Origin of the sequence: Mucilaginibacter sp. 3215 (genome assembly GCF_050433785.1) — a bacterium.
Classification (GTDB): Bacteria; Bacteroidota; Bacteroidia; order Sphingobacteriales; family Sphingobacteriaceae; genus Mucilaginibacter.
This window is the reverse complement of sequence record NZ_JBNPWO010000001.1, coordinates 262,968-287,373: the sequence shown is the minus strand read 5'-3', so window position 1 is coordinate 287,373 and position 24,406 is coordinate 262,968. Positions and strand designations below refer to the sequence as shown.

At 42.2% G+C, this 24,406-nt stretch carries 27 protein-coding genes and 2 tRNA genes; 13 read left to right on the top strand and 16 right to left on the bottom strand.

All coding sequences use genetic code 11. The features are described 5' to 3' along the window. Nucleotides 1–86 precede the first annotated feature (86 nt). The 6 genes from ABIC84_RS01315 to ABIC84_RS01290 all read left to right on the top strand — a co-directional run bounded on the left by ABIC84_RS01315 (nucleotide 87) and on the right by ABIC84_RS01290 (nucleotide 5,464). Entirely contained in the window at nucleotides 87–1,550 is a 1,464-nt protein-coding gene (locus tag ABIC84_RS01315; RefSeq protein ID WP_429262426.1) for an FRG domain-containing protein, read from the top strand. Nucleotides 1,551–1,595: 45 nt separating this feature from the next. Next, entirely contained in the window at nucleotides 1,596–2,354 is a 759-nt protein-coding gene (locus tag ABIC84_RS01310) for a BglII/BstYI family type II restriction endonuclease (protein WP_429262425.1), read from the top strand. Beyond that, nucleotides 2,341–2,778 (top strand): very short patch repair endonuclease, encoded by a 438-nt coding sequence (locus ABIC84_RS01305; protein WP_429262424.1) that lies wholly within the window; start codon nucleotides 2,341–2,343, stop codon nucleotides 2,776–2,778. Before ABIC84_RS01310 ends, ABIC84_RS01305 begins: the two co-directional genes overlap by 14 nt. A gap of 64 nt (nucleotides 2,779–2,842) precedes the next feature. Continuing rightward, nucleotides 2,843–3,166, top strand: a complete 324-nt coding sequence (locus ABIC84_RS01300; RefSeq protein ID WP_429262423.1) for a helix-turn-helix domain-containing protein — start codon at nucleotides 2,843–2,845, stop codon at nucleotides 3,164–3,166. 1 nt (nucleotide 3,167) lies between these two features. Then, complete coding sequence (locus ABIC84_RS01295; protein ID WP_429262422.1) at nucleotides 3,168–4,817, top strand: DNA cytosine methyltransferase; 1,650 nt, start codon at nucleotides 3,168–3,170, stop codon at nucleotides 4,815–4,817. 35 nt (nucleotides 4,818–4,852) lie between these two features. Next, nucleotides 4,853–5,464 carry a BglII/BstYI family type II restriction endonuclease gene (locus ABIC84_RS01290; RefSeq protein WP_429262421.1) on the top strand — a complete coding sequence of 204 codons (612 nt, stop codon included), beginning with the start codon at nucleotides 4,853–4,855 and terminating at the stop codon, nucleotides 5,462–5,464. 16 nt (nucleotides 5,465–5,480) lie between these two features. Here the strand turns inward: ABIC84_RS01290 and ABIC84_RS01285 are convergent, their stop codons facing one another. The 13 genes from ABIC84_RS01285 to ABIC84_RS01225 form a co-directional block, all read right to left on the bottom strand. Further along, complete coding sequence (locus tag ABIC84_RS01285) at nucleotides 5,481–7,187, bottom strand: AIPR family protein (protein WP_429262420.1); 1,707 nt, start codon at nucleotides 7,185–7,187, stop codon at nucleotides 5,481–5,483. 56 nt (nucleotides 7,188–7,243) lie between these two features. Beyond that, on the bottom strand, nucleotides 7,244–7,606 hold the full coding sequence (locus ABIC84_RS01280) for a hypothetical protein (protein ID WP_429262419.1): 363 nt from the start codon (nucleotides 7,604–7,606) through the stop codon (nucleotides 7,244–7,246). A gap of 77 nt (nucleotides 7,607–7,683) precedes the next feature. Then, complete coding sequence (mobC, locus tag ABIC84_RS01275) at nucleotides 7,684–9,600, bottom strand: conjugal transfer protein MobC (RefSeq protein WP_429262418.1); 1,917 nt, start codon at nucleotides 9,598–9,600, stop codon at nucleotides 7,684–7,686. Between the two features lie 3 nt (nucleotides 9,601–9,603). Continuing rightward, nucleotides 9,604–10,815, bottom strand: coding sequence for a relaxase/mobilization nuclease domain-containing protein (locus ABIC84_RS01270; protein WP_429262417.1), 1,212 nt, complete (start codon nucleotides 10,813–10,815; stop codon nucleotides 9,604–9,606). Next, nucleotides 10,782–11,192, bottom strand: a complete 411-nt coding sequence (locus ABIC84_RS01265; protein WP_429262416.1) for a plasmid mobilization protein — start codon at nucleotides 11,190–11,192, stop codon at nucleotides 10,782–10,784. Before ABIC84_RS01265 ends, ABIC84_RS01270 begins: the two co-directional genes overlap by 34 nt. Nucleotides 11,193–11,335: 143 nt before the next feature. Continuing rightward, entirely contained in the window at nucleotides 11,336–11,614 is a 279-nt protein-coding gene (locus ABIC84_RS01260; RefSeq protein ID WP_429262415.1) for a hypothetical protein, read from the bottom strand. A 213-nt stretch (nucleotides 11,615–11,827) separates the two neighbouring features. After that, on the bottom strand, nucleotides 11,828–12,433 hold the full coding sequence (locus ABIC84_RS01255; RefSeq protein WP_429262414.1) for an AAA family ATPase: 606 nt from the start codon (nucleotides 12,431–12,433) through the stop codon (nucleotides 11,828–11,830). A 56-nt stretch (nucleotides 12,434–12,489) separates the two neighbouring features. Further along, a complete protein-coding gene (locus ABIC84_RS01250) occupies nucleotides 12,490–12,810 on the bottom strand; it encodes a hypothetical protein (RefSeq protein ID WP_429262413.1) in 321 nt (106 codons plus the stop codon). Between the two features lie 21 nt (nucleotides 12,811–12,831). Then, entirely contained in the window at nucleotides 12,832–13,149 is a 318-nt protein-coding gene (locus ABIC84_RS01245) for a helix-turn-helix domain-containing protein (protein ID WP_429262412.1), read from the bottom strand. A 186-nt stretch (nucleotides 13,150–13,335) separates the two neighbouring features. Beyond that, the gene (locus ABIC84_RS01240; protein WP_429262411.1) at nucleotides 13,336–13,857 is read right to left on the bottom strand and encodes an ORF6N domain-containing protein; all 522 of its coding nucleotides are present in this window, start codon (nucleotides 13,855–13,857) and stop codon (nucleotides 13,336–13,338) included. Between the two features lie 64 nt (nucleotides 13,858–13,921). Beyond that, the gene (locus ABIC84_RS01235) at nucleotides 13,922–15,205 is read right to left on the bottom strand and encodes a site-specific integrase (protein WP_429262410.1); all 1,284 of its coding nucleotides are present in this window, start codon (nucleotides 15,203–15,205) and stop codon (nucleotides 13,922–13,924) included. A gap of 301 nt (nucleotides 15,206–15,506) precedes the next feature. Continuing rightward, nucleotides 15,507–15,580: transfer RNA gene (locus ABIC84_RS01230), tRNA-Pro, on the bottom strand. A 101-nt stretch (nucleotides 15,581–15,681) separates the two neighbouring features. Then, nucleotides 15,682–15,755: transfer RNA gene (locus ABIC84_RS01225), tRNA-Pro, on the bottom strand. Between the two features lie 225 nt (nucleotides 15,756–15,980). Between ABIC84_RS01225 and ABIC84_RS01220 the strand changes: the two genes are divergently transcribed. The 4 genes from ABIC84_RS01220 to ABIC84_RS01205 all read left to right on the top strand — a co-directional run bounded on the left by ABIC84_RS01220 (nucleotide 15,981) and on the right by ABIC84_RS01205 (nucleotide 18,766). Next, a complete protein-coding gene (locus ABIC84_RS01220) occupies nucleotides 15,981–17,183 on the top strand; it encodes an NAD(P)/FAD-dependent oxidoreductase (protein ID WP_429262409.1) in 1,203 nt (400 codons plus the stop codon). Between the two features lie 39 nt (nucleotides 17,184–17,222). Beyond that, the gene (locus ABIC84_RS01215; RefSeq protein ID WP_429262408.1) at nucleotides 17,223–17,660 is read left to right on the top strand and encodes an AraC family transcriptional regulator; all 438 of its coding nucleotides are present in this window, start codon (nucleotides 17,223–17,225) and stop codon (nucleotides 17,658–17,660) included. A gap of 49 nt (nucleotides 17,661–17,709) precedes the next feature. Further along, on the top strand, nucleotides 17,710–18,123 hold the full coding sequence (locus ABIC84_RS01210) for a VOC family protein (RefSeq protein ID WP_429262407.1): 414 nt from the start codon (nucleotides 17,710–17,712) through the stop codon (nucleotides 18,121–18,123). Nucleotides 18,124–18,229: 106 nt separating this feature from the next. Continuing rightward, the gene (locus tag ABIC84_RS01205) at nucleotides 18,230–18,766 is read left to right on the top strand and encodes a DinB family protein (protein ID WP_429262406.1); all 537 of its coding nucleotides are present in this window, start codon (nucleotides 18,230–18,232) and stop codon (nucleotides 18,764–18,766) included. Here ABIC84_RS01205 and ABIC84_RS01200 read toward each other — a convergent pair. Next, a complete protein-coding gene (locus tag ABIC84_RS01200; RefSeq protein WP_429262405.1) occupies nucleotides 18,761–20,152 on the bottom strand; it encodes an MFS transporter in 1,392 nt (463 codons plus the stop codon). The genes ABIC84_RS01205 and ABIC84_RS01200 overlap by 6 nt on opposite strands. 125 nt (nucleotides 20,153–20,277) lie before the next feature. Between ABIC84_RS01200 and ABIC84_RS01195 the strand changes: the two genes are divergently transcribed. Then, the gene (locus ABIC84_RS01195; RefSeq protein WP_429262404.1) at nucleotides 20,278–20,766 is read left to right on the top strand and encodes an Lrp/AsnC family transcriptional regulator; all 489 of its coding nucleotides are present in this window, start codon (nucleotides 20,278–20,280) and stop codon (nucleotides 20,764–20,766) included. Nucleotides 20,767–20,940: 174 nt separating this feature from the next. After that, nucleotides 20,941–22,035, top strand: a complete 1,095-nt coding sequence (locus ABIC84_RS01190) for a hypothetical protein (RefSeq protein WP_429262403.1) — start codon at nucleotides 20,941–20,943, stop codon at nucleotides 22,033–22,035. 149 nt (nucleotides 22,036–22,184) lie between these two features. Here the strand turns inward: ABIC84_RS01190 and ABIC84_RS01185 are convergent, their stop codons facing one another. After that, complete coding sequence (locus ABIC84_RS01185; RefSeq protein ID WP_429262402.1) at nucleotides 22,185–22,985, bottom strand: hypothetical protein; 801 nt, start codon at nucleotides 22,983–22,985, stop codon at nucleotides 22,185–22,187. A gap of 49 nt (nucleotides 22,986–23,034) precedes the next feature. Further along, nucleotides 23,035–23,637 (bottom strand): hypothetical protein, encoded by a 603-nt coding sequence (locus ABIC84_RS01180; protein WP_429262401.1) that lies wholly within the window; start codon nucleotides 23,635–23,637, stop codon nucleotides 23,035–23,037. A 540-nt stretch (nucleotides 23,638–24,177) separates the two neighbouring features. On the opposite strand from ABIC84_RS01180, the gene ABIC84_RS01175 reads away from it, so the two are divergent. Next, entirely contained in the window at nucleotides 24,178–24,375 is a 198-nt protein-coding gene (locus ABIC84_RS01175; RefSeq protein ID WP_426586602.1) for a hypothetical protein, read from the top strand. Nucleotides 24,376–24,406: the final 31 nt, after the last annotated feature.

Below are 24,406 nucleotides of genomic sequence, written 5' to 3'. Positions count from 1 at the left end.
CGGAATAACCATTGTTTCTGAGTAATAATTTATATACGTAATATCAAAAAATTAATGAAGCTTGTATCTTAGTCAACCTGGATTATATGAGCGAAATTTTTCAAGCCGCTGACCTAAAAGGCGCACTGGACTTAGCAAAGCAATTTAAAGTATCAGGAAAATACAACCTGTTTCGTGGGCAGGCCCAAGACTGGCCGGTCATGTCGTCACTGGGAAGATTATTACCGGAACCCGACCCTGAGATTCAAAAGCAACTGGAAAGATTGTTCCTGTACTTTGATTCCAGTTCTGCGCTCAGGAAATACAAGGCGGATATTGACTGGTTTTGGGCGGTGGCGCAGCACTACGGCCTCAAGACGAATTATATTGATTTTACGGAGAGCCCGGAAGTCGCCACCTATTTTGCCACGAATTCCCATGACAATTTACCTGGGGAAAACGCCGTGATCATCTGTCTGAATGAAGCAGACTGGAACTCCTTCATATCGAGCCTCAAAGGATATTTTGAGGAGGAGAAAGTGATAGCCCCTTATATCGCCCGGATCGATGTCGACAATCTCTGGCGCCTTCAGGCGCAGCAGGGATGTTTTATGTTCACACCGTACAGCCAGATCGAATTCTTTTACGACTTCGATCGGATCATATTTCCGTTTAGCGAACCCTACAGTGCTATTCGAAGCGGTCATATCTATCCGAAACGTAAAAGCGAGCTGGAGCAGCTACTGGACCATTACTTTAATATGGAGGAACGCATCAAGGGTGCCGAGCGAATGAGAAAGTTTGCCGAAGAGATCAACATGCCGGTCAGTCACATCGGTGGACTGGAATTCGATCATTATTTCAAAAGGAAACAAAAGCATACAAGCTGGCGTTCGGCGGAATTCAAAACCTGGGACCTCCCGTTGATGGAGCGCTGGGCTCCCGGCAATAGGATCAGGCTGCAACTGAACTATGTCAGAGATTTGCCGGCTGCCGTGCAGCTAGAGACCATTAGGCAGCAACTCGCTCACGTGTTCCGAAAAAGGAAGATCAGTCGGATAACGCCGATAAAATTCTATCTCGATCCCATACCGGACATTGCGGCTAAGGACATTAAACTGATCCAGCGGTGCTGCAGTCGGGCCTGGGATGGAATGCGCAATTTACCATTCTCAGATGCCGAGATCATCCAAATTATCAGCCAAGTCGTGGTCGCAGGTGTTACCGAGGCGCTAACGGACCAGGTACTCTCATTTTCGGGTGAAAAGCTGCTCCTGCTGGAGATGACCAATGAATACGGCAACACTAGCAGATGCCAGGTCTCACCTTCGGTGATCATTTCCTGCTTCCGGGCCGATCTATTCGATATCCTTTCTGACGAGGCGCCAAGGGTGTTGCAGCCGGAAATGTTGCTGCACATCAATGATCCCTACCTGCTCTTTGATTTCCATTTGTTGCTGGCGGCCTTCAAAAAAGAGATAATCCACTCTCAGCTTTTGCTGCAGCAGGAGAACGAACATCCGGTGATCTTCTTTACGCCGGCTCAGATAAATGTGCTGGGATATGCCTGAGTGAATTTGCGATCTTTATAATATCTTTGACAAATATTCCAGTTTATGCCTAATTATTATCCGAATTCCGATATCATCAATGTCCCTGGTTATGAGGTGTATTTTACGAGATTCGCCGATTCTATTATCAATGACCACTTTAAAGACGCCAAGGCGGAACTGGAAGATATCCTAAATTCCTTTTATATAGATGAAAAACAGATTGTTGAAGGCGGTGGTGGCCGAAGTTCAATCACGCAGACGCTGGCAGCTCTGATCGACAAGTACGGATGGCTGAAAGCAAATATTGAAAGTGAGCATCATGTGCGGGGCAAAGTGTTGACGTCCGAAAGTCATGAAGTCGATCACTACAAATCTTTTGTTCAGGGCAATATCGGCCTGGAGATTGAATGGAACAATAAAGACCCGTTCTATGACCGCGACCTGGAGAACTTCCGAAAATTACACCAGATCGGTGAATTGAGTTTAGGAATCATTATTACGAGGGGTGCCAGTTTGCAGCGGGAATTATTGCAGGTCTATACCCGCTTCCTGGAAGAATTACATCCTTTTGATATGGCAAAGCTCTTGACACGCATATCTTCTTCAGATAATGCGAAAAGTGTGATCGCCAAATTCATCGATCTTCCGAAAGAAGAATCCATAAAAAGAATAGCCGCTGCGTTATACTATTCAAAGTATGGCGCAGCAACCACGCATATGGACAAACTACTGCTACGTCTGAACAGGGGTGTCGGCAATCCATGCCCCTTTATTTTAATTGGTATAGGCTCAGAGCGCCTGATAAAAAATGAAGCAGTATAGCAGGGACAAAAGATCGCCGGTACCCGTATCAGGTACGGCATCGAAGGTCATGAGTTCGATAAAAGGCAAGAACACCAAACCAGAACTACTTTTCAGAAAAGCGTTATGGCGTAGTGGCCTAAAAGGCTACCGGTTGCATTGGAAAGTTGAGGGCAGGCCTGATATCGCCTTTCCTGGAAGAAAACTGGCTATATTTATTCATGGGTGTTACTGGCACAGATGTCCCATATGCAACCTGTCGAAACCCAAAGCCAACAGCACTTTTTGGTCAGATAAATTTGAAAAGAATGTTGAAAGGGACGGGCGTAAAACATCAGCGCTGGAGCGTGATGGCTGGACGGTAATGACCTTTTGGGAATGCGAAATCAAAAAAGATATTTCTCCATTGGTCCGTCAGGTCAGCGCATTGGTTAACAAATGTTGAATTGTTGATAAGTTTTCTATTGATATTTTTTATCAATAGAAAACTTATCAATATATTTATCCTCATGAGAACTTTGGGTTCAATCATCAGAGAATTAAGGGAAGCACAGAATTGGCCGCAGCGCAAGTTGGCCAGTGAGCTTGATATGGATGTTGCTGTATTAAGCAGGATCGAGAATGAAAATAAATTCCCCAAAAAAAGGATCGATGAGATCATCGAGGTGATCGCCCGTTTATTTAATGTCTCCAAAGAAGAATTAAAAGAGGCATATTTAAGTGACGAGATCGCCTCTTTATTGGTATCCCAGCCGGATTACGAGAATGTCCTGAAGGCATCTAAAGAAAAAGTTAATTATTTACGCTCTAAGGAGCCAGTAAAAGTAATATAAAATGGCAGTTATTGATCTGTATAGTGGAATTGGTGGTTGGACACTCGGCTTCAAAATGGCAGGTGTTCCGGTACTTTCTTCTTATGAATGGTGGAAGGATGCCAACCAAACGCATAATAAGAATTTTGGATCGGATCATGCTGAACGTGATATCAGGAGGCTCACCCACGCCGATCTTCCCGACCCGGCTTTGATCGATTTCGTGGTTGGGAGTCCGCCATGCACACAGTTCTCTCTGGCGAACCGTGGAGGAAAAGGGGATATTGCGGACGGGTTAGTAGATATAAAAAAATTCCTGGAGATCGTTGAGTATTTGCAACCAACCTATTGGGCAATGGAAAATGTTCCAAGAGTTGCCGGAATATTGGCCACAGAAATTGCTCCGGGAGGGTCGCTGGAACGTTTCGCGCCGCTCTTTGGCGATATCCGTGTTTACAAAGCATCAGATTTTGGTGTGCCACAGGACAGAAAAAGAATGATCGCCGGAAGATTTCCTTTTGATCTTTTTGAGTCTTACGCATCGCGGATACCTAAGATCAACCTTGGCGATGTGCTTCATGCCTTGGAGCAGGACCCGGTCACTGACCCCGTTTATGACCTGACACTGAATAAAGAAATGGTTACAGATCATGTGCTTGAACCTAACCTTTCTGTTGAAGAGGAAAGGATCAACCGTGAGTCAAAGACACACCATCCTGTTTATAATGCAATGAGTTTCCCCGATCGCCTTGACAGACCATCAAGGACCGTGACCGCGCTCTGTACGAGGGTATCGCGTGAAAGCATCATCGTTCAGGATTCAAGAAATAACATCAGGCGGCTTACTGTCCGGGAAAGAGGTTGCATACAGTCTTTCCCGATCAATTATCAGTTCTTCAGTAAGACTTATGCTGGGAAGATCAAGATGATCGGCAATGCGGTGCCGCCATTGCTGACCTTTTACATTGCGCAAAGTATGCAGGGAACGCCACTTGACCAGCTGATATTCGCAAAACAGGTTGAACCTGAACGCCTGATATTAGGAGCGGAAATGGCAGTTTCCCACCGTCCCGATAATGAGGGCACCAAATTCTCAAAGACCAGATCATTCCGGCTGGCATTGCCGGGCCTTAGATTCGGCAGCGGCGTACGGTTTGAATTGAAGAATGATTTTGACAAAGTTTCTAAAGAGGTTAGCTGGCGTTTTAATTTCTTTTATGGTAACTCAAAGAACATCAAAGGACACGGACTGGACAGTAAGTTATTCTACAAGGCAGTCAAAACTATAGATTTACTGGACGACGAGCTTCTAGCTGAACTGTTAAACGATTATTTAAGGTCAGTTAAAGAGATCAGACCCGACAATTTACAAAAGAGTTGGACAAACATAGATCGTACTTTAAAGGGTCCAATAGCACTGACAGACGAATTAGCTGAACATGCTTTCCGATTTAAGGCGCATTTAAAGGAAAATGAAAGCCATATAAAGACAATGCTTGCCTTTGTCGCATCTGAGTTGAGCAGCCAAGACGGCAAGGTCGATAATAAAAAACTGATCGAGAATAGTATTGAGGTCTTTATCGGCATTTTACTGGGATCAGCCTTCAATGCGATCATGAATAAGGAAGATATCAAATTGCTGGCCCCGGAACTTAACCCTATCTTTGCTTAAAGATCATTGACCTTAACCCAACTAAACTCCACTGAATGAAAATAGGGGCCTATTATTCCCATTTGAATGGCTTTGAATGGATTCAATATCATCATAAAGATATGTGGAAGGAGATCGTCGGTGTGATCGACTCTATTGACCTCGCAAAATATCAAACGAAGATCAGCAAAGAGAAAACAAAGATGGGTAATCTCCTCTATAGCCCTGGTGATCTTAATGCGATCATTAAAGAAGGGTTTGCAAAGTTGGGCTGGTATGAGAGCCGGACCAACTACTGGGTAACTGATGATTACGACTTGATCACTAAGACCATGCATTTGCCAGAAAATGAGCAGAAGGCTGAGATCGAAAAGTCAGGTAAGGTACCCATCAGGTCATATAATCAAACGGATTTTGTTAAGAACAGGATCGCTGTTGAGGTCCAATTCGGCAAATACAGCTTTATCGCATATGACCTTTTCGTTAAACATCTGGCCTTTTACGTCGGCAACACCATTGAGTTGGGCGTTGAGATCTTACCCATGAAATCCATGCAGGCCATGATGTCTTCAGGACCAGGATATTATGAAGGAGCACTTTACGACCTGGCCAGACAGGGTCGTGGCGTTCCATCAGTACCGTTGATATTGATCGGTGTTGAACCCTGACATAGATCATCCTTCATCAAGCTAAGATCGCTGTTACCTTTTCGTCCAGTTGCTCTTTGAATTTGACCTGTATCAGTTTACGCGCTTCTGAGATGATCTTGCCGTTATCAGGGTCATAAGCCTTTAATGTGGTCTCGAATAAATCGATCTTTTGATCTAAGGTAGTGGCTAACTTTTGATCCAGATAAATGATATAGAATATCTTTTGATCCGTCACCGGATATCCCTGCCCATGTGCTTCATAAGCGTATTTGATCTCATAATACCGCTTTACATAATCTGCCGACCTAGTGATCTCGAAATTCCCTTTATTGAATATCTGATCATAGTATTTATCAAATATCTGTTTCTTTTGGTTTGACGCTTTTTCCGGGAATCCCTGGATCGCAAACAATATTTGTCCGAATTTCTCCATACTGATCTTATGGACATAGGCACCTTTGTCAGCTATACCTGTATCACCGACCTTGCGGGCGTAAATAATGTTGTTTTGATCAAGAAATTGCTCGATCTGTATCTGTTCCTCACTTAGTGATTTTAGGTCTACGTTGGAGATGGCGTTTTGACTATTTGTATATTCTGCGATCTTATTCCTTATATTATTTGCAGAAGAGGTCTTGAATATTCTTAAAAGAAGTTCGCAATTCGATAGGTATTTAGTAATATTATCTTTATCCAATTGGCTGAATTTGTGGATCGTTCGCAGCGTCTGCCCTCCGTTCACAACCTGAAAATCCTTAATGTTGATCTTGACCTTTTTATTGGCATTGGTATCCTCCGATATGATATCGTTCGCTGTGATCGTCAAACCATTATTGTACATGAAGAACTTGGTCGGCTCCTCTTTTAGTGTCCGGAAGATATTGTCATTATACTTTGAACGTACAATGAGTCCTCTTACGTTATCAAACAGCAGATCAAAGTCCATATTGCTTCCGGCCAGTTCTTGGAAATTTTCCATTTTATAATTCTCCCGGTGATGCTCATTGTTACAAGTGATCCTTACCAGATCACTGGCCGAAACCCGCACCACATAAGATTTTGACGATGATAAACTACTTTCTACAAACGGTAATATGGCATCTTTATCCAAATGTAATATGGCATTAACGGGTTTAGGCCTTATCGACATCAGATTAGCGATCTTATCCAAGCCGTAAGTGACGATCTCTAAGCCATATAACTCATTTAACTGTGATAATTCAGGACCGTTAACATCAAGCTCTTCATTATCATTACTGACAACGTGCAAACGTAATTTCCATATCTCGTTACTTGATAAGCACTCGATCACATTTTCAACAGCTTGTTTCACTTTTCCGCTCATTCCTTTGGTATTTTCAGTAAGGATCGAATTGGCAAGCTTTAATGACAAAAAAGTCTCATTCAAGCCCTGCTTTTTATTATTGAACTTTTCCCGGTACTTGAAATTGAAAAGGTCTATGTAATTCTCATCCATATTCACGTAGATCGCATCAACACCAAAATCATCGTCTTTTTTATTGAAAACCAAGGAATTGAATTCCTGATCAGTAATGATATCCGTAATGTCCGATATATCTTTTAGATCACATATTGATTCCAACATCAGTAAATAAAATCCGAACCGTTCTTTGTGTCTTTCAGAAGGTAAGGTTAATTTTTTGCCCAGGTCCTTTTCTAAAAGATCAAAGTATTTTTTGCATTTTAAGTCCAGTAGTTTAAAATCGTTCAGGTTTGCCATTATTTGTTGTTTTGTAATAATTAATGATAAGTTGCGGCGTTCATATTGTTGCAAAACTATTTACCCTCGTCGATCTTGTCGAACGTCTCGCGGGTTTTCTTTATCGCTTCAGATAATGATTCGATATTATTGGATTCCCGTACCAGACTGATATCATCCAGTAACTGATCAATTATATCATCATTTAGATCATCTGTTTCTTTCAGAAAACTGGTCAGGCTATCAGTGAGATATGATCTTAGTTTGTCTAGTCCCGTCATATAGATATCTTTCAAATCCTCGTTGGTCGGATCGGCAAGGTACTTATATTCATTTTCATGTACACGGTCAAAAAGTGCCGCGTCCGCAGCTGGAACACCGTGCTTTTTAGTGTTGTAAGCACGCTTAATAAGTTCTTCGTAAGCGATATTATACATCATCATCTTGGAAAGAGCTAACTCAGGTTTGTTTTAATCGGTCCGGATGCATAAATAACGGATATTCATTTGACTTCAAGTCAATCATTATTGACGATATTCAAATCTGACGTTAATGATCCTACAATCTGTTTAACATCCGCCTTTATACGGGTGTAAGTTAGCGAAATCCCGTTTATATCATGTTTCCTTGCCTCCGGAATTTTTTGGTAAAGGTCTTCTTCCAGTTTGATGGCCCCATGGTCATTTTGGATTTGACAGTGAAAAGTTTTTAGCGCGATCTTATTCGTAGGGTCATCAGCGACCATGCCCACGAATTCACCGGACGATAGCCCGGCTATTTTGGAGGCGGGTATCGCATAATCCAACTGCGTGGAACGGCTGACCGAAGTGTCGCTGCTATTGATCGAGACACTTTCTTTCGGCTGATTGATCTTGCCAAATCGTTCTGACAGTTGCTTGGCCGTGTCGCCGGTCACCTGGCCGCAAATAATATTGCCGACAATGTTCATAATAACCTCCGCCTGCTCCCGCCCGTAATCCTTCTTAAGCTGGCTGTAGTCCTGCACGGCCAGTGTTACCGCTACTTTATTGGAACGGGCAGTAGCGATCAGGTTATCAATGCCATTAAAATATATCGTTGGAAACTCATCGAATATCAGGCTGCATTTCTGCTGGTGCTTTCGGTTAACTAGTTTATTGATCCGATTAATATAGAGCGATAATACCGCCCCATAAACCTGCGACTTTTGCGGATTGTTAACGAGGCAAACCACTTTCGGCTCACTGGGGTTATTGATGTCGAGCGAAAAATCATTGCCACTCAGGACGTAATATAGCTGCGGTGAACTCAAACGGGCCAAGCTAATCTTAGCGCTGGCGATCTGTCCTTCCAGCTGCTCAAAAGCTTCATTTTTCAAGGCAGAAATAAAGGGATTGATCAGCACTTCGATCTCCGGCTCATTGCTTAATACAGCAAACAGATCTTTATAATCCACGAGAGATAGTTCAATGACATGTGGCAAAGTACAGTACCTGCCTCCTTCGTACTTTTTTAAAAACCAGATCAGCGCGGTGACGAAATTGATCGGGGATTCCACAAAGAAGTCACCCTGCTTTTTGATCCATTCGCGGTTTAAGCCCATCATTATCGTGCGGGCTGACTCCATCGCGTCGGTAATATCGAGCATCGTATCCGGCTCCAATGGATTGCTACGGTGCATGATATTCTCAAAATTGATGACATAGAATGAACGACCGCCATGTTCTCTCAATGCGTTATAAGCAATCCTGGAAAGGTCATCGTATTTAAAATCATAGATCAGCATGCTGAACCCTTTGCGGATATGCTGGGTTATGATGTGTCGGATCACGAAGTAGGATTTACCCGCCCCTGGACTGCCACCGACCAGTGTGCCCCGAAAAGGGTTGATGAAATTGATCCAGCTATTTCTTTCCTTGCCCTTTAAATGATATTTAGCGGGCAAATTAATGGAATACTCATTTTCCAGCAGCCGCTCTTCCTGCGGAAAGGTTTCGTTCTCTTTATTGAAAATATCTCCATCCAATTTCAACTTGAGCATACGAAAGAGCAGTCCGCCACCCGTCATAAAGAACAGGTAGCCAAATGCGGTTCCGGCGATATAAAGCCAGGGAAGCCTTAGAACATAGTTACTGAAAAAATAAATCAGCAGCCCGGTCACGCAATAGGTGATGATGGTTTTTGGCCTGATCTTATCATCGCGTTTGCCTTTCGAGCCGATAAGCGATACGACCAATAAAAGAAGGGCGCTCAGTTTGGCGAACGTTACGCTTCTAAACACCGCCATCCGCGATAGCGGTAATAAAATATAATCCACGATCTTGTGCGTGAGTTTTATTTCCTGAAAGGCGCCGTAGCAGACCAAATAAAAATGGATGATCAGGATGGCAATGCTGAGTAGCCGGGTAAAATCAATGATCTTACGCAGGGCTTGTTCGTTCTCTCCGGTTTGCATAGTTTACAGATTAAGTCCTTTTCGTTTCTTCATTTTGAATTTATTGAGTGCGGCCAGGTCTTCACGTTCCGCAGCAAATAAAATATCGATCATTTCGTCACCAGCTGGTGCCTGATTGAATTCATGACCAACCTGGGCTTCCATTTGATTTTGGAATTTGGTTTTTGTAGGTTCAGGTAATAATTGTGTGCTCAATTGATTGGCGCTATAAACTTTGCTGAGGTCGCTACCGTTAAATACCGCCTTATTCTTCTGGTCGATAAACGTCACACCATAAATGCGCCCTTCTTCGTTTTGGCGCAGGATGCAGTGAATGCCTTTTTCGCGCAAGGCTTTCAAAAAATGCTGCCGGGTTTGTGGTTTGGCAAGGATGTCATCAAGTATTTTAATGAGCGGTTCTTTGTATGGCTTGCGTAATTGCGCATTAAGCTTGAATTTTCCCTCCAGTGTTTTCAAGGTCGGTTTACCATAAATTGCGCTGGCCTTGACCGGCACGCCCACTTTATTCCCTCGCTTATCCAATATCCAGTAAACCAGCCCTTCACGGGCGTACATCCGGGAATCTTTGGAACCCCGGTCAGCCTGGATATTATATTGTCCGAGAACCGCGTTCAATTCAGGTACACTGATGAATTTGTAGGCCCGTAATACATAACTCAGGACATTGGTCATGGCGCGCTTGGTTTCAACCTTGCCATATTCAGCGGCCGAGAGCCCGACCTTCAGATCCGGTTTTTGTTTGGCCTGTTCATCTGCTTTGACCAAACCATATTTGATCTCGATCGCCTTTCGTGTTTTCTCCGATTCATTTTGCCCCAGGTAGTGCAAACTGATTCGTTTACCGTCGCGCTGGATATTGGTGGTCACAATGTGGCAATGCGGATGCCCGGCATCTTCGTGGCGATACAGCAGATAGGGTTGCGTAGCGAAGCCCACACCGTTAAGATAGTCCTGGGCAATCTCGTTCAATTTTTCATCGTCCAGACATTCACCATTTGGGAAATTGAGGGAGATATGTACAGTATTAGTTTTGGCCCATTGGTTCATCGCCGCCAGATCGGTCAGCCTGAAAAGCTTATCCTTAAAAGATAATTGCTCTTTCTCTTTCGGGTATTTTACGGCTGCTATCAGTTCTGCTTTTCCCTGCTTTACTTTGTTCTCATTATAGTTTAGCGCGCCGATCAGGCTTTTACCGCTTTTGATTTTTGCGACCATATATCTGCGTATTGGTTCATCCGTTCTTTGATTTGATCGATAGCAGGTTCCAGTTTACTATTGATCACGCTTATCAGATTCATCCATAAGCGGGTGTCTGCATTGCCGTGAGCGCTGTTAATACTGCGCATCGCCTGGTTCAAATTATTACCGATAGCATTCAGTTCCTGCCGCAGCAGGATCATTTCCTCCAGCACATCATCCATCGCTTTATCCCGGTAATTGACCGTGATGGGCTTTTCTAAAAGCACATTGCGCATATACTCACTTAGCTTACGGAAGCGGGTCTTTTTAAACCTGTTTTCCAGCAATTGATATTCCTCCGGTTTAAAGCGGAGGTTCTTCCATTGTATGCGTTTATCTTCCTTTTTGTCCATTGTCTGTTAGTTTAAAAAGCCGACTTCGGAGGCTTTTGCCTGGACCCGCAGCCCCACGGCGCGGAGGGCAAGATTCAATTGTGACACAATTGTACATCTTGCTAACTGCTGCGAAGCGGGCAGTTTAATCCTGCTGTTAGTGTTTAATCGGCCTTTTTTACATTTATTTCAGGCTTCGCCTTTAGGTTGAGATATAATTCAAGTGCCTGGATGTTGATGTTCTTTAAGGATATGTCATACTCCAAACCGAAGGCCTTTACCCGCTTTAACAAGGTCTTTGGTATCCAGTTATTGAACTGCACTTCCACTACTTTAATGTCAGCAATTACCTTGACTGGCTGCACTTCCTGAATCGGTGTTTTAGGCCGTTCCTGTTTCAGTTTATCGGCAAGTCCACCTAACTTATCTTTATATTTATCCATGGCCGTATTTTATAGATTTATAGCATTCTATATTGCACATCGACAATTATAGAATTGTAGATTTATAGCAATCCATATCCGCCCCTTTAGAATTATAGAAATATAGATTTATAGTATTCTAAACAATTAGCTTTCTACAATTGCAGAATGCTAAAAAGCTATAAATGCAGAAACCTATAGTTATATAATGCTAATGATATAGAAATATAGTTTTCAGCTACTGATCAATTCGACGATCTCCTCGGCGAGCGAGGTTAGTTCATCCTTCGCTTTTTGGTCGCCGCTATTGAGCACACCGGCGGTCATTGATGACCGGGCGATACTAACACGATCATGGATGACCGTTTCCAATAAATGCACATCTAAACTTTGCAGCAAACCTCTTACCTCATTGGTCAAACCAGAACGTGGTTTGACCATGTTCAAGACGACACCCGCGCGTACCTCGGGTGCGCTGGCAATAGCTTCATTGATCAAAGCAACGGTTGACCGTATGGCCATTACGTCGAAGAAACCCGCCTTGGTCGGCACCAGGATAAAATCTGAATGTAAGAACAGTTCAGGGAGCGTGCTGGATAAATAAGGTGGCGTGTCGACGATAATCAGATCATAGGCCAGCTTTTGAATGTCGGTCAGGTTAGCAACGCCTTTTATCGCCAGGTCGGGAAAATCATCCCGGCTGTGATATAAGCTACCTTGTAAGTCCGTATCGACCAATGCGACCGAAAGTTGATCTTGAAAACATAATGCCAGGTTTATTGCTAAAGTGCTTTTACCTACGCCGCCTTTTTGGTGGGCTATCGTGATGATCTTTGCCATAGTTATAGAATTATAGATTTATAGAATGTTATAATTATAGATGGACGGTCAAGCGGCTAAAAGCCGCTATAGAACATAGTATTTGTGCGCAACCGCTTTTCAAGCTTTAATTCTTGTTGGTAATTAAATAGCCAGTCACTGGCGAGTAGCTTCCAATTGCGGTAAGGCGTGCCTCTGGCACTGCACCAGTTGGCATTTTGGAAATATTTATAAAAGGCGTTAGCCTGCGCAGGGTGTCCTTTTTGGTCAAAGTATATTTCAACTACCTTAATTTCAGGTGGCATTTCATAACCAAAGCCTTTGGTTGTCGGCAACAGCTTTGCAGCCTGCGCCCTGATCTTTTCTGTAAAGCGTTTAGCTTTTCGTTTGAGTTGCATAGCGGATAAGTTAAAATGTTATTAAGCCTGCTTGTTGGTAGCCATCATTACGGTGATATCTTCGTAGTCGTAATAGATAGAGCCGCCGATTTTGGTGAAAGGCAATACACCGGTGTCCCTCAGTGATTGTAGGAAGCCATGAGATATGCCCAAAAGCTTTTTGACCTCGGTAGACTTAAGCCATTTTTTTCCAGGTGCGCCACTAATGCATTCCTTAATGATGCGTTTGAATTCCTGAAGCATATCTTCTTTGAACTCTATTAGATCGCTTTGGGTCAGTATCTGATCCCTTGTTGGTGCTGTCATGGGCGTTCTCGCCCGCTGTTGTAGTGTATCCATATCTTTTCTGATTTATCGGGCTTCAAAAATCGCGATAGCGCAAATCATAAAATGACAACTTCGGAATAGGTTGAGTGCTTTTTATATCCAAGAGGACTTAATTGAATCAGAAAAGATCGAAATAAAAGTAGTCTTGGTCAGGTGGTAATACGGCTTCGCTGCGGCGATACCTTTTTTGTTCGCTGTTTAACTTTTTAGCTTGAACCCGATAGGTTCGCGCGGTGCGGGATTATATTTGGCTTCCAACAATTCGTCTAAATACCTGAATACAACTTCCATGTTCTTGTCCTGATTATCCAGCTTACTTTTGATTTTCTCAATCTCCAAACGTAATTCAGTATTGTCCATCAGCATTTTGCGCACACGTGTAAATATGCGCATGATCTGAATGTTCACGGCAATAGCACGGTCGCTATTAAGTACACTGGACAGCATAGATACGCCCTGCTCGGTAAAAGCCATCGGCGCGTATTTGATATTACCACCATGTTTCAAGGTGCCAATTTGGCTCCTTGAAATTTCTTCGGCATTTAATTCAAACATAAAATCTGGTGGGAACCGCTTCAGGTTCCGTCGGACTTGCCGCTTTAGCTGTTTGGTCTCTATTTGGTAAAGGGCAGCGAGGTCGCTGTCCAACATTACCTTTTCCTCCCTGATGTAATATATTTTCTCGGCGATGGTTTCATCACTTATCATTATTGCTTCCATAAATGTTATTGGGGTAGAACAAGTCGTGAAGTCACAATTTGTGACCTCACGATCACATAATTACTTAGCTGGCTTTCTTTAAATTACGTTTAGCGCTGCTTTTGCGAACCGGCGTTTCCTTGCTTTGGGAAGCTAATTTGCTACGCAAAACATTCATGTCATCACTAACCTTGCGCTCAACAACTTTTGCATAGATCTGCGTGGTGCGGATTGTCGTATGGCCCAGCATTTTGCTTACCGTTTCAATAGGAACGCCGTTAGAGAGTGTTACAGCCGTCGCAAAGGTATGCCTTGCAACATGGTAAGTTAGCGTCTTATTAATATCGCACAAGTCAGCTACTTCCTTTAAATAGCTGTTTAATTTTTGATTAGATATATGTGGTAAAAGCGTTCCGGCTGCTGCCGCCTTGGGATGCGATTTATACCTTTCTATGATTTTGGATGCCTGGGGTAGTAACGGGACATTGACGGCAATACGTGTTTTTTCGCGGGTAGTCTTTATCCATTGGTTATGGTCGATGCCCCATACAATATTATCAGGTGTCAGATCCATTACATCGACGTATGCCAGGCCCGTATAACAGCTGAGTACAAAAAGGTCACGCACATAAGCTATACGCTCAATACTTAGCTTTTTATTTTCCAGCTTATGCAATTCGGCTATAGTTAAAAAGCCACGTTCAGTTTTATTGAATTTCAATTGGAACATGGCAAATGGGTCTTTATCCAGCCAGGCCATTTTCACAGCCAGCCGAATGATCTTACGGAAACGTTCCAAATGCTTCATAAGGCCATTATTTTCCAATTTTTTTTGGTGGTCGTCCGGAATACGTTTTCTGAGAAAATGTTCCAGTTTAGTTATAAAGCTGTAGTCCAGTTCGGAGAGATAAACGTCACTTCGCTTGAATTGCTGGTGCACGAATTCTTTAAGGTAACCAGCGGTCGTGTAATAATTTTTCATTGTACCGGGAGCCAGCACATCTTTCATATTGGTATTGTGATATTCAACGATGGTATTTAATGTATGCTCGGAATCCTTCACACCGGCGAACATGTTCTTCAATACCTCGGCGGTAATTACTTTCTTTTGTAATTGCAGCTCCTGGTAGTGGTTGGCCATCATACCACGCAATTGTTCAAGGTGGGTATTAAGCTTTCTAAGTTCGTCGTTTTTCGGCTTTGACAAACCTTTTGCGCCGTTCCAGTCATCGGGGGATACCTGTCGTTTCAGCGCAACTTCACACCGGCTTTTATTTACTACGATGCGCATGTAAATGCCTGCCAGGCCCTTTTTTCCACGGTTTTCCCTTAATACGAAGTGAATTCCAAATGTGTTTGTTGTTCTCATCTTTCCAGATTTTAGATTAATTAAAAAATTGTTTTGAACTGTTATGGCCAAAACTGTTCACCGGAAAGGCAAAAGAGTGAGCTAAATGCGTCTATTTTAGTCTATATATTACATGATGCAACTAATTGTACATCAGCAGGTTAGACCCTTTCTGGTGAACAAATCTAAAATTTAAAATCTGTTCACCTTTTTACTCGCATAACACAAGGAATAGTATGTACTGAGAAGGATTTGAATAAAATAAAAAACCCTGTAAATGAGATATTTACAGGGTTTTGAACCATTAAAAATCCGTGGTTCGTCGGGATGGCAGGATTCGAACCTGCGGCCTCCACATCCCAAATGTGGCGCGATACCGGGCTACGCTACATCCCGTTTTTTTATTCAGCCTGCGCTGGCATGTTATTCCGCCAATCAGAAAAGAAAACCCTCTAAACTTTCAATTTAGAGGGTTTTGACACTTGGTATCGCTTTCGTCGGGATGGCAGGATTCGAACCTGCGGCCTCCACATCCCAAATGTGGCGCGATACCGGGCTACGCTACATCCCGTCTCCCTGATTGGGTGTGCAAAAGTAGGATTTTAAATTAAGTTGCAAAATTTTTTTTGAAAGATTTTTCAACCCTTCATATAATCTCCTCATTAACAAAATATTGCCTTAAATTAAATTCTTTATGGTTTCTCAAAATACTGAACAACCCTGTTATTACACTTGAGTTCCCTCCAAAAAACTAAAAAAAGGATTTCATGTTGTTCTGCTATAGCTGTTCAAATCCATGAATTTATATGAACAACAACCTTACTGGCTAATAAAAAATGGCATAGTTGCTTCCTACCCTTCTCTGCAAAAAGATTTGAAGCTGGATGTAGCAATTATTGGAGCCGGCATCAGTGCCGCTTTAACAGCCTGGCAACTCCGCAACTCGGGCTTAAGTATAGCTGTTTTTGATAAGCGCCACGTTGGTATGGGTAGTACCGCGGCCAGCACTGCTTTCCTGCAATATGAAATTGATACGCCCCTTACATCTTTAAAAAACCTGGTTGGCGAAGCAAATGCCGTAACAAGCTATCAACTTTGCCGCAAAGCCATTTACGATATTGCCGATTTATGTAAATCGCTTAAACCTGCCTTTGATTTTAGCCTGAAGCCAAGCTTGCAGTATGCCAGCTTCAAAACACATATAGCCTCGTTAATGCAGGAATATGAACTCCGTAAAAAGCATGGTTTTGATGTACATTGGCTCGAAGCTGATGAAATTGAACAGAAATTCGGGTTTAAAGCTTCGGGGGCTATTTTCTCCACGGATGGCGGTGAGGTTGACGCATACTTGCTTACCCATGCTTTACTTACAAATTTTGCCAAAGCCGGTCATAAAGTATACAGCAATACCGATATTAAAACCATTGAGCATCATAAACAAGGCATAACGCTGCAAACCGGCAATGGCTCCGTTATTGAAGCTAAAAAACTGGTTATTGCATGCGGATACGAAAGTTTAAAATACATTCCCAAAAAAATAGCCGAAATAAACTCAACTTACGCACTGGTTTCGGAGCCTTTGCCCGATGTACGTTTTTGGTATAAAAACAGTTTGATTTGGGAAACTGCTGTACCCTACATGTATTTTAGGGCTGTAAGTGAAAACCGCATCCTTGTTGGAGGCCGCGATGACCCTTTTCATCATCCGCATATACCGCCTTCTGTTATTAAACGAAAGGCGGACATGCTACAGCAGGCTTTTCTCAAAAAAATGCCGCACATCCCATTAAAAGCTGATTTTAGCTGGGCGGGTGCTTTTGCAAGCACAAAAGATGGCTTGCCTTATATTGGCTGTATCCCCGAAAGACCAGACACTTATTTTGCGCTTGGCTTTGGAGGTAATGGTATTACTTTTAGCGTAATTGCTGCTGAAATTCTCCATGATCTTATCATGGAGAGAAAGAACGAACATGTTCAATTGTTCGGTTTTAACAGGTAGCGCGTTTTCAAATAATAAAAGCCGATATTTATACCTGAAATGACCGATCAATTACCAAAAATATACCTTTACCGCAGGCTTGTACATGCTAAATTGTTCATTGATAAAAACTATCACGAACCGATCGACTTGAACGATATTGCCGACGAGGCGTATTTTTCCAAATATCATTTCATCAGGTTGTTTAAAAACATCTATGGTAAAACACCACACCAATACCTCATCCAGGTGCGGGTTGAAAATGCCCGGCTGCAATTAAAAAAAGGCCTTCCCATTGCTGATGTTTGTTATGCTGTAGGTTTTGACAGTGTTACTTCATTTTCGGCTTTATTTAAAAAGATCACCTCCTGTTCTCCTGCAAACTACCAGCAAACAGAACTTAAACGACAGGCGGAGATGCAGCAATCGCCCCTCAAATTTATACCTGGTTGCTTTGCCCGGGAAAAAGAATGGCAGCGAAATCGCAATTTTCAATAAGCCCGGTTCTTTTTTGATAACGACTTTTGGTTTATCAAACAACATTAACATGATAACCAGATTAAACCATGTAAGCGTATTTGTACTTGACCAGGACAGCGCTTATGATTTTTATGTGAACAAATTAGGCTTTACCGTAAATACAGATGCTGCCATGGGGCCGGGAATGCGCTGGCTCACTGTGTGTGCTCCCGGACAGCCCGAATTGGAAATATCACTCATGGCCATAACGGAGGGCATGATGTTCGACGCACAGTCGGCACATCAAATGCGCGAATTGGTACAGCGCGGCACCTTTGGGTTCGGGGTTTTTGAATGCAACGACCTTATAGCTACTTACGAAGAGTTAAAAGCCAAAGGCGTTGAGTTTACTAAAGCCCCCACTAAAGAGTTTTACGGCTTTGAAGCCTTATTCAAAGACGACTCGGGTAATTGGTTTTCATTGGGTGAAAAGAAAAGATAAACGCCTGCACACGCAATGGCGCAAAACCACCCCAATTATGGCACAAACGACAAGGTGTAAATTTTGATTTTGCATGGAGATTTGTATAAATCATTTTCAAAACATCATGGAAAATCAAATAACCACCACCCTCCAAACCGATGCACGTATTAACTTACTGGCAGTATTTGAGGATACTGCCAGCAACCTTTTATCAACCATTGCCTTGTTCAATGAGCAACAAATTAATATTGTACCACCCCACGGCGGATGGACAGCCGGACAGATAGCGGAGCATGTTTTTAAATCGGCTTTACAACTTGTTCCGGTACTTACCGGTGCCGACAAACCAGCAGAAAGAGACCCGGCTGAAAAAGTAAAAATGATAAAAGACCTGTTTCTTGATTTTGAAGCCAAATTCAAATCAGCACCAAATATATTGCCATCAGACGGGCCTCACAATAAATCTGAGCTTATCGAATTATTACAAACAGTTATCATCCAGGTTAGAGAAATAATTAACTCCAAAGATCTTTATGCCATTAGTACTGACCTGGTAGTTCCTTTTTTTGGTGAGCTTACCCGGTTAGAATGGCTCTATCTTATTTGCTATCATACTCAAAAGCACATTCACCAGTTAAAAAACGTCGGGCAGTCTTTATGATTCATTTAATGATATCTGCATGTTCCTGGCTACCGAATTTACAACGTAAATAATGAGCCATAGCAAACCGATTAAAGCATACATACTAAGTATAACAAGCGATAAAGTGCTCACGGAAGCGCCTTCATCGCTTGTTTGCATAAAAAGTGTGAGTATAGACAAACCTACTCCGGCACCTAAAAAGTAAGCGGTAGTACCCAGGCTTGATGCCAACCCGTAGTGTTGTTTGGGGATGTTTTTTACAGCAAGTACCGACAAGCTTGTAAAACAGATGGTCATACCTAAACCGGATATAAAAGCAGCGGATAACAGCAGTAAAGCGAGAGAGTAACCTGTAAATACCGCGCAAATTAAAACCAGTCCCCCGGTTAACATACAACTCATACCCAACAATCCTGTTTGTTCGGTTGTTAACCGTTTCATGATGCCGGGTAGCATAAACTTAGCCACAATAGCTGATAAAAAACTAAAAGGTACCAGTAACAAGCCCGACCGTGCTGCGGTGTAATGCATATCTTTTTGCAATAATTGAGATATAATGAAAAGGTAACCGGTAAAAAATGCGCCTAATAAAATGAATACGCCATTTGCGGTAATAACTGATGACGCTTTAAAAACTGAAAGATCGATCAGCGGATTTGCACCCCGGGTTAAACGGACATATAAGAGCCTCATGCAAATAACCACGCCTATGGCACAAAGCATAATAAAAGTATATTGTTGTTTGATATCTGCAAGCTGGTGCACACCATAACTAAGCATCAGCAAACCTATCACCAATAAAATACCCGAAAACAAATCGGGGGATGGCTGCTTTTGTTCAGGAGCGTCATTAGCCAGGGACAGCCAGCCTATAACAATAATAAAAACCAGTATTGGCACGTTGATCAAAAACACCCAATGCCAGCCTAAGTAAGTGCTGATGATTCCGCCAATGGAAAGACCGCTTCCTGAACCAACCGCCGCGAATGAGCTAAAGATCCCGATAGCCTTACTCCGCTCCCGTTCTTCGGTAAAAGTATGCGTTACTATGGAAAGTGCTGATGGCATGATCAACGCTGCTGCCAAGCCTTGTACAGCCCTCGATAAACTAAGAAACACAAAAGTACCTGATAAGCCGGCACCTAATGAAGTTACCAGGAATAATACCGCACCGGTAATAAAGACCTTCTTTGGTCCGGCAACATCAGACAGCTTCCCTCCTATAATCAGGAAACCACCGTACAATAGCACATAGAGCGTTTGAAGCCATTGAACTTGGTCGTTAGTGACCACAAACTGCTTTTGTATTGCCGGAATGGTGAGGTTAATGATGGCGATGTCAAGCGCTTCGACAAATATGGCCATAGAGGCTATGATCAGGACTTTGTTCTTTTTTTGTGCCATAATTTTGATTTTTGTCCTTTCAAAACTATGTTAATAGAAATTAACAATATTATTTATTATAATTTTGGAACATAATTAAAAATTAAAGCGCTTTAAAAGAACAAACGCCCAATTAACACACCGTTATGGCCCCACAAACAGAACAAGAAAAAGCCGGCATCCAGCTTGATGAAAAAGATTACGAAATATTACGGCTGGTTGAACGGAATGCCAAGCTTACTGTGCGGGAAATTGCTGTTAAGATCAACCTAAGCCCTACGCCTGCGCACGAACGCATTAAACGCCTTGAAAAAGCGGGGGTTATTAAAAGCTATACCGCCATTTTAGATAAGCGGATGCTGAACAAACGCATCATGGTTATTTGCATGGTAACCCTGCGCGAACATAGCCGCAGAGCAGGTGCCGATTTTATTAACGCTGTATTGGAATTTGACGAAGTGATAGAATGCTATAACATATCGGGCGATTTTGATTTTATGCTCAAAATTGTTTCTGAAAGTATGGATAGTTACCATTCGTTTTTTGTAAATAAACTAAGCGAAGTAAAGGGTATTGGCCACTCAAAAAGCACTTTTGTAATGGATATTATCAAAGAAACCAATCATTTGCTTTAACTTACACAATAGCAGTGTTCTCCGTCCGTTTATATGTCCGGATAATTAATCGGTTCAACACCCTTTTTTATCGATTCATTAACCCGGTATATCAAATTGTTATCTTAATTTTAAGGTCAATTAAAACAGCACTTTTATCGTAATTATTACCAACCGGGTTTATAACAGACATATATGACTGCAAAACATTTACTTTTTACTTCCAAAATTATTGGTTGTTTATTAATAACGGTTGCCTTTTTTTCCTGTAAAAAAGATAAAACCGTACCGCCTCAAACACAAGTTAATCCTGTTACGCTTGGTTTATATGAATACGCCAGCGGGGTAAACAAGCGGATCTTTTTACCCATTACCCTGGTAGGCACAAAAGCAGTAACTTATTATACCGTGTTTGATACAGGTTCATCAGGAATGACGCTTGATGCCGCAGGTATCCTGCCTGCATCAATGATCACATCGTCAGGCATCCAGTTTACCGGGGACTCGGTGGTTGTGAACGGTATTACGGTTACTAATACCAAGGGCACAATAAGCTTTGGCGACCAGTTAAGCTCCACAAAAGAATACGGCAATTTAGCCTACGCCAATATCACCATCGGCGACGCACAGGGCAACCTTACGTTAAAAAGGGTGCCATTTTTTTTATACTACAAAATAGTTGATGAAACTGGTGCGCAACTATCGGCCCATGCCAGCGATGTTTTTGGTGTTGGCCCCGGTACAAGTTATGTAACCAGTCTGATTCAGAGCCCGTTAAGATCCTTTAGCACCGGCACAGGTCTTACAAGCGGATTTAAGCTGGCCACGTTAAATAAAAGCTTATTTTCCACCAGTGGAACTTATGTAAGCAATCTGTTAACTATCGGCTTAAGCAACAGTGATCTTTCATCATCCGGATTCATTATGCACCCGCTTTCTTATTCAAACAGCGGCGGATACTCACCTAATATCCCTGCAACTATCACTTACAATGGAAAGACCATCTCCGGACAGATTTTGTTTGATACCGGAACCCCATCAACTACTGTAATTGAAGACAGGCTGGCAACCAATTCAATAGGCAGCCTTCCCGCAAATTCGACCGTAACCATAACTACCAACAAGGGCTTTGTTTATACTTATACCACATCAAGCACCGGAAACCTAACAGAAGTGCAAAATCCCAATAATACGGGTGATTACCGTACCATTTTCAGTCTCGATTTTTTCATCAGTAATGAATACCTAACCGATTATGGCAACCATCAGATCGGGTTAAAAAACAACTAAACATTAATGCTTAAGGTCGATACCATTATCTTCAAAAACCATACCCTCATAATTTCAACTCCTTTTTATACTCTGTCACGAGGTGAGTTTTTCAATGCGCTACAAATTTACAGCGACGCTTTTTAAATAAATCAAAGGATATTAAAAGTCTATTTTTTATTACAGATCTCTGTAACAGCAGTACGGCGGGTGGCAGTGTAAACTATTCCATTTACCATTTCATAGCCAGTAGAAACGCTTTGCGAATAGCGTTTTAAAATAACCCCGGTGTTGTTATCTATGAGCATTGATCCGTTTATCCGGCTATTTAAGCTACCGCCTAAAACCGAAGTTTTATAGGTAACAACGGTAGTTGTGCTGCTTATAGCATAAACTGTATAGTTGGTTTCGGCCGATGAAGTAGTCACCTTCCATGAATAGCCCTTTTTAAGCGCGACGCTTACTGGAAAATCAACCATTAACTGTAGTGTGGTCCCTGGCGACAACCGTTCGGGCTGGATGCCGGCAAAAGATAAAAGTGTATCATTGGCAACAGCCGGGCGTTGTAAATTCAGGATCTCGCCTTTGTTGTTTACTGAAACTATCGATTGATTATTGAACATCTTTTGCAAACCAACCTGGATAACAGAATTTGGGTCGGCAGGTTTACCTGAGTTATATACCAGGTTTTGGTTCATTGCATTTATGGTATCGATAAGCTTATCAGTAGTAATAGTAAAAGAGGCGCCCCTTTCAGAAGCATCGGTTACCTTGTAAGTTTTAACAATTATTGAAACCGAACCAACTCGTAAAGTTTGGCTGCCGCGCTGTAAAATACAATTTGATTTTGTAATTACCTGTCTTTGAAACTCATCTCCATGTTTAAATCTGCCCTGGGCATAGGTAACACCGCTCGCAAAAGCTAATATTATAACTAATATATATTTTAACTCAATTGGGGTACTTTTCATTTTGGTGTTCTTGTTATAATGCCTTTAATAATTTGACATTATGTCACAATTAGTGTTTTTTCCTGTTTGATTGGGGTTTGCCTTTTAACTTATCATCCTTCGTTCCCGCAGGCGATATCATTTTAAAGCTCTCGCTTTCGGGAATTTCCGGGATAGACCAGGGTGTAAGATTTTCGGAAGGCTGTAAAAGCGGTACCATACTTGTTATATCAGGCATTATCGGAATGGGGCCTTTTATAATATTCACCTGGCCTGATACGGTTGGCTCAACAGGCGCTGGCGGCAATTCCGGTGATTCGGGCAAAGGGAGGTCCATAACGGCTGAAAACTGAAGGTCTTGCATCGTTTGCTTCGGCAAATGCGGGGCCTCGGGTGCTTCGGGTGATGGAATTTCAGGTAGCCCCGCAGTTGCACCATTAATATCGGGTTGATCGGGTGCATCAACCAAAGGTGGCGTTGAGCCAATTGCAGCCAGCACAGGCATTGGAGTTGTTGAAACAAAGGACTGAGCAACTACCGGGATATCCGTAAGCGTAAGTACAATCGGCTTACCAGCCAAACCATTGCGTTGAGTGTTTCCCTTGGTAATTGTACCAGGCGTTAATGGCGGCGGCACGTTCCAGTCCGACTGATTATTGCGGCTCTGGGCCACAGTTTTAATTAAGCCCCCCCAGGCAACTAATAACCAAATAAAGCATGGTATTAAGCTGTTGAGTCGCCGGTTTCTCTCCTTTTTGGGGACGATGTATGACATTTCCATTTAATTATCTTTATGCAGAAAGCGATTGCTTTCCATACAATCAGCCAGTTTTATTTGGTGAATAATAGCTTATTAATTTAATTTTTATTGATTGTCAATGAGTAATAATGATATTAGGTATAGGTTAGAATTATATCGCAAAATCATTACTAAAGTTAATCCTTTTTATCAAGTGCGGCACACGGCTTTCCAATATATCCTATCTGTATAATAGTAAATAGTGTTTCTACATGATATGCTTACCTCCAATATTTCATTCGTAAAAATAAGCTTTATGGTGTTACTCCAAAATACCAACTGCTTTGTATTGTGTGCATTTCGGCAGCTCCATAAAATTGTACTGTCAAGCACGATGGTGAAATAATATAAAACAAAGCTATAAATGGTTTTGAACAAATTAATTCATCGCGTTTCACCTAAATTAAAAATACCATGGAAAGTACTTTAAATTACCTTGCGGGCTTTGTTTCCCTAACTTTTATGGGATTATCGGCTATGTATAAATTTAAGCTCGACAAATTGCAGGGAACAGGCAAAATACCCAACATTATCAGCGCCAGGCAACGGCAAATTGTGTTTTTCGTGTTAGCCGTGTTATCTGCTTTAATAATATTCATCTCCAGATTTTAAAAACACATTAACCGGTAACAACCCCAAGACC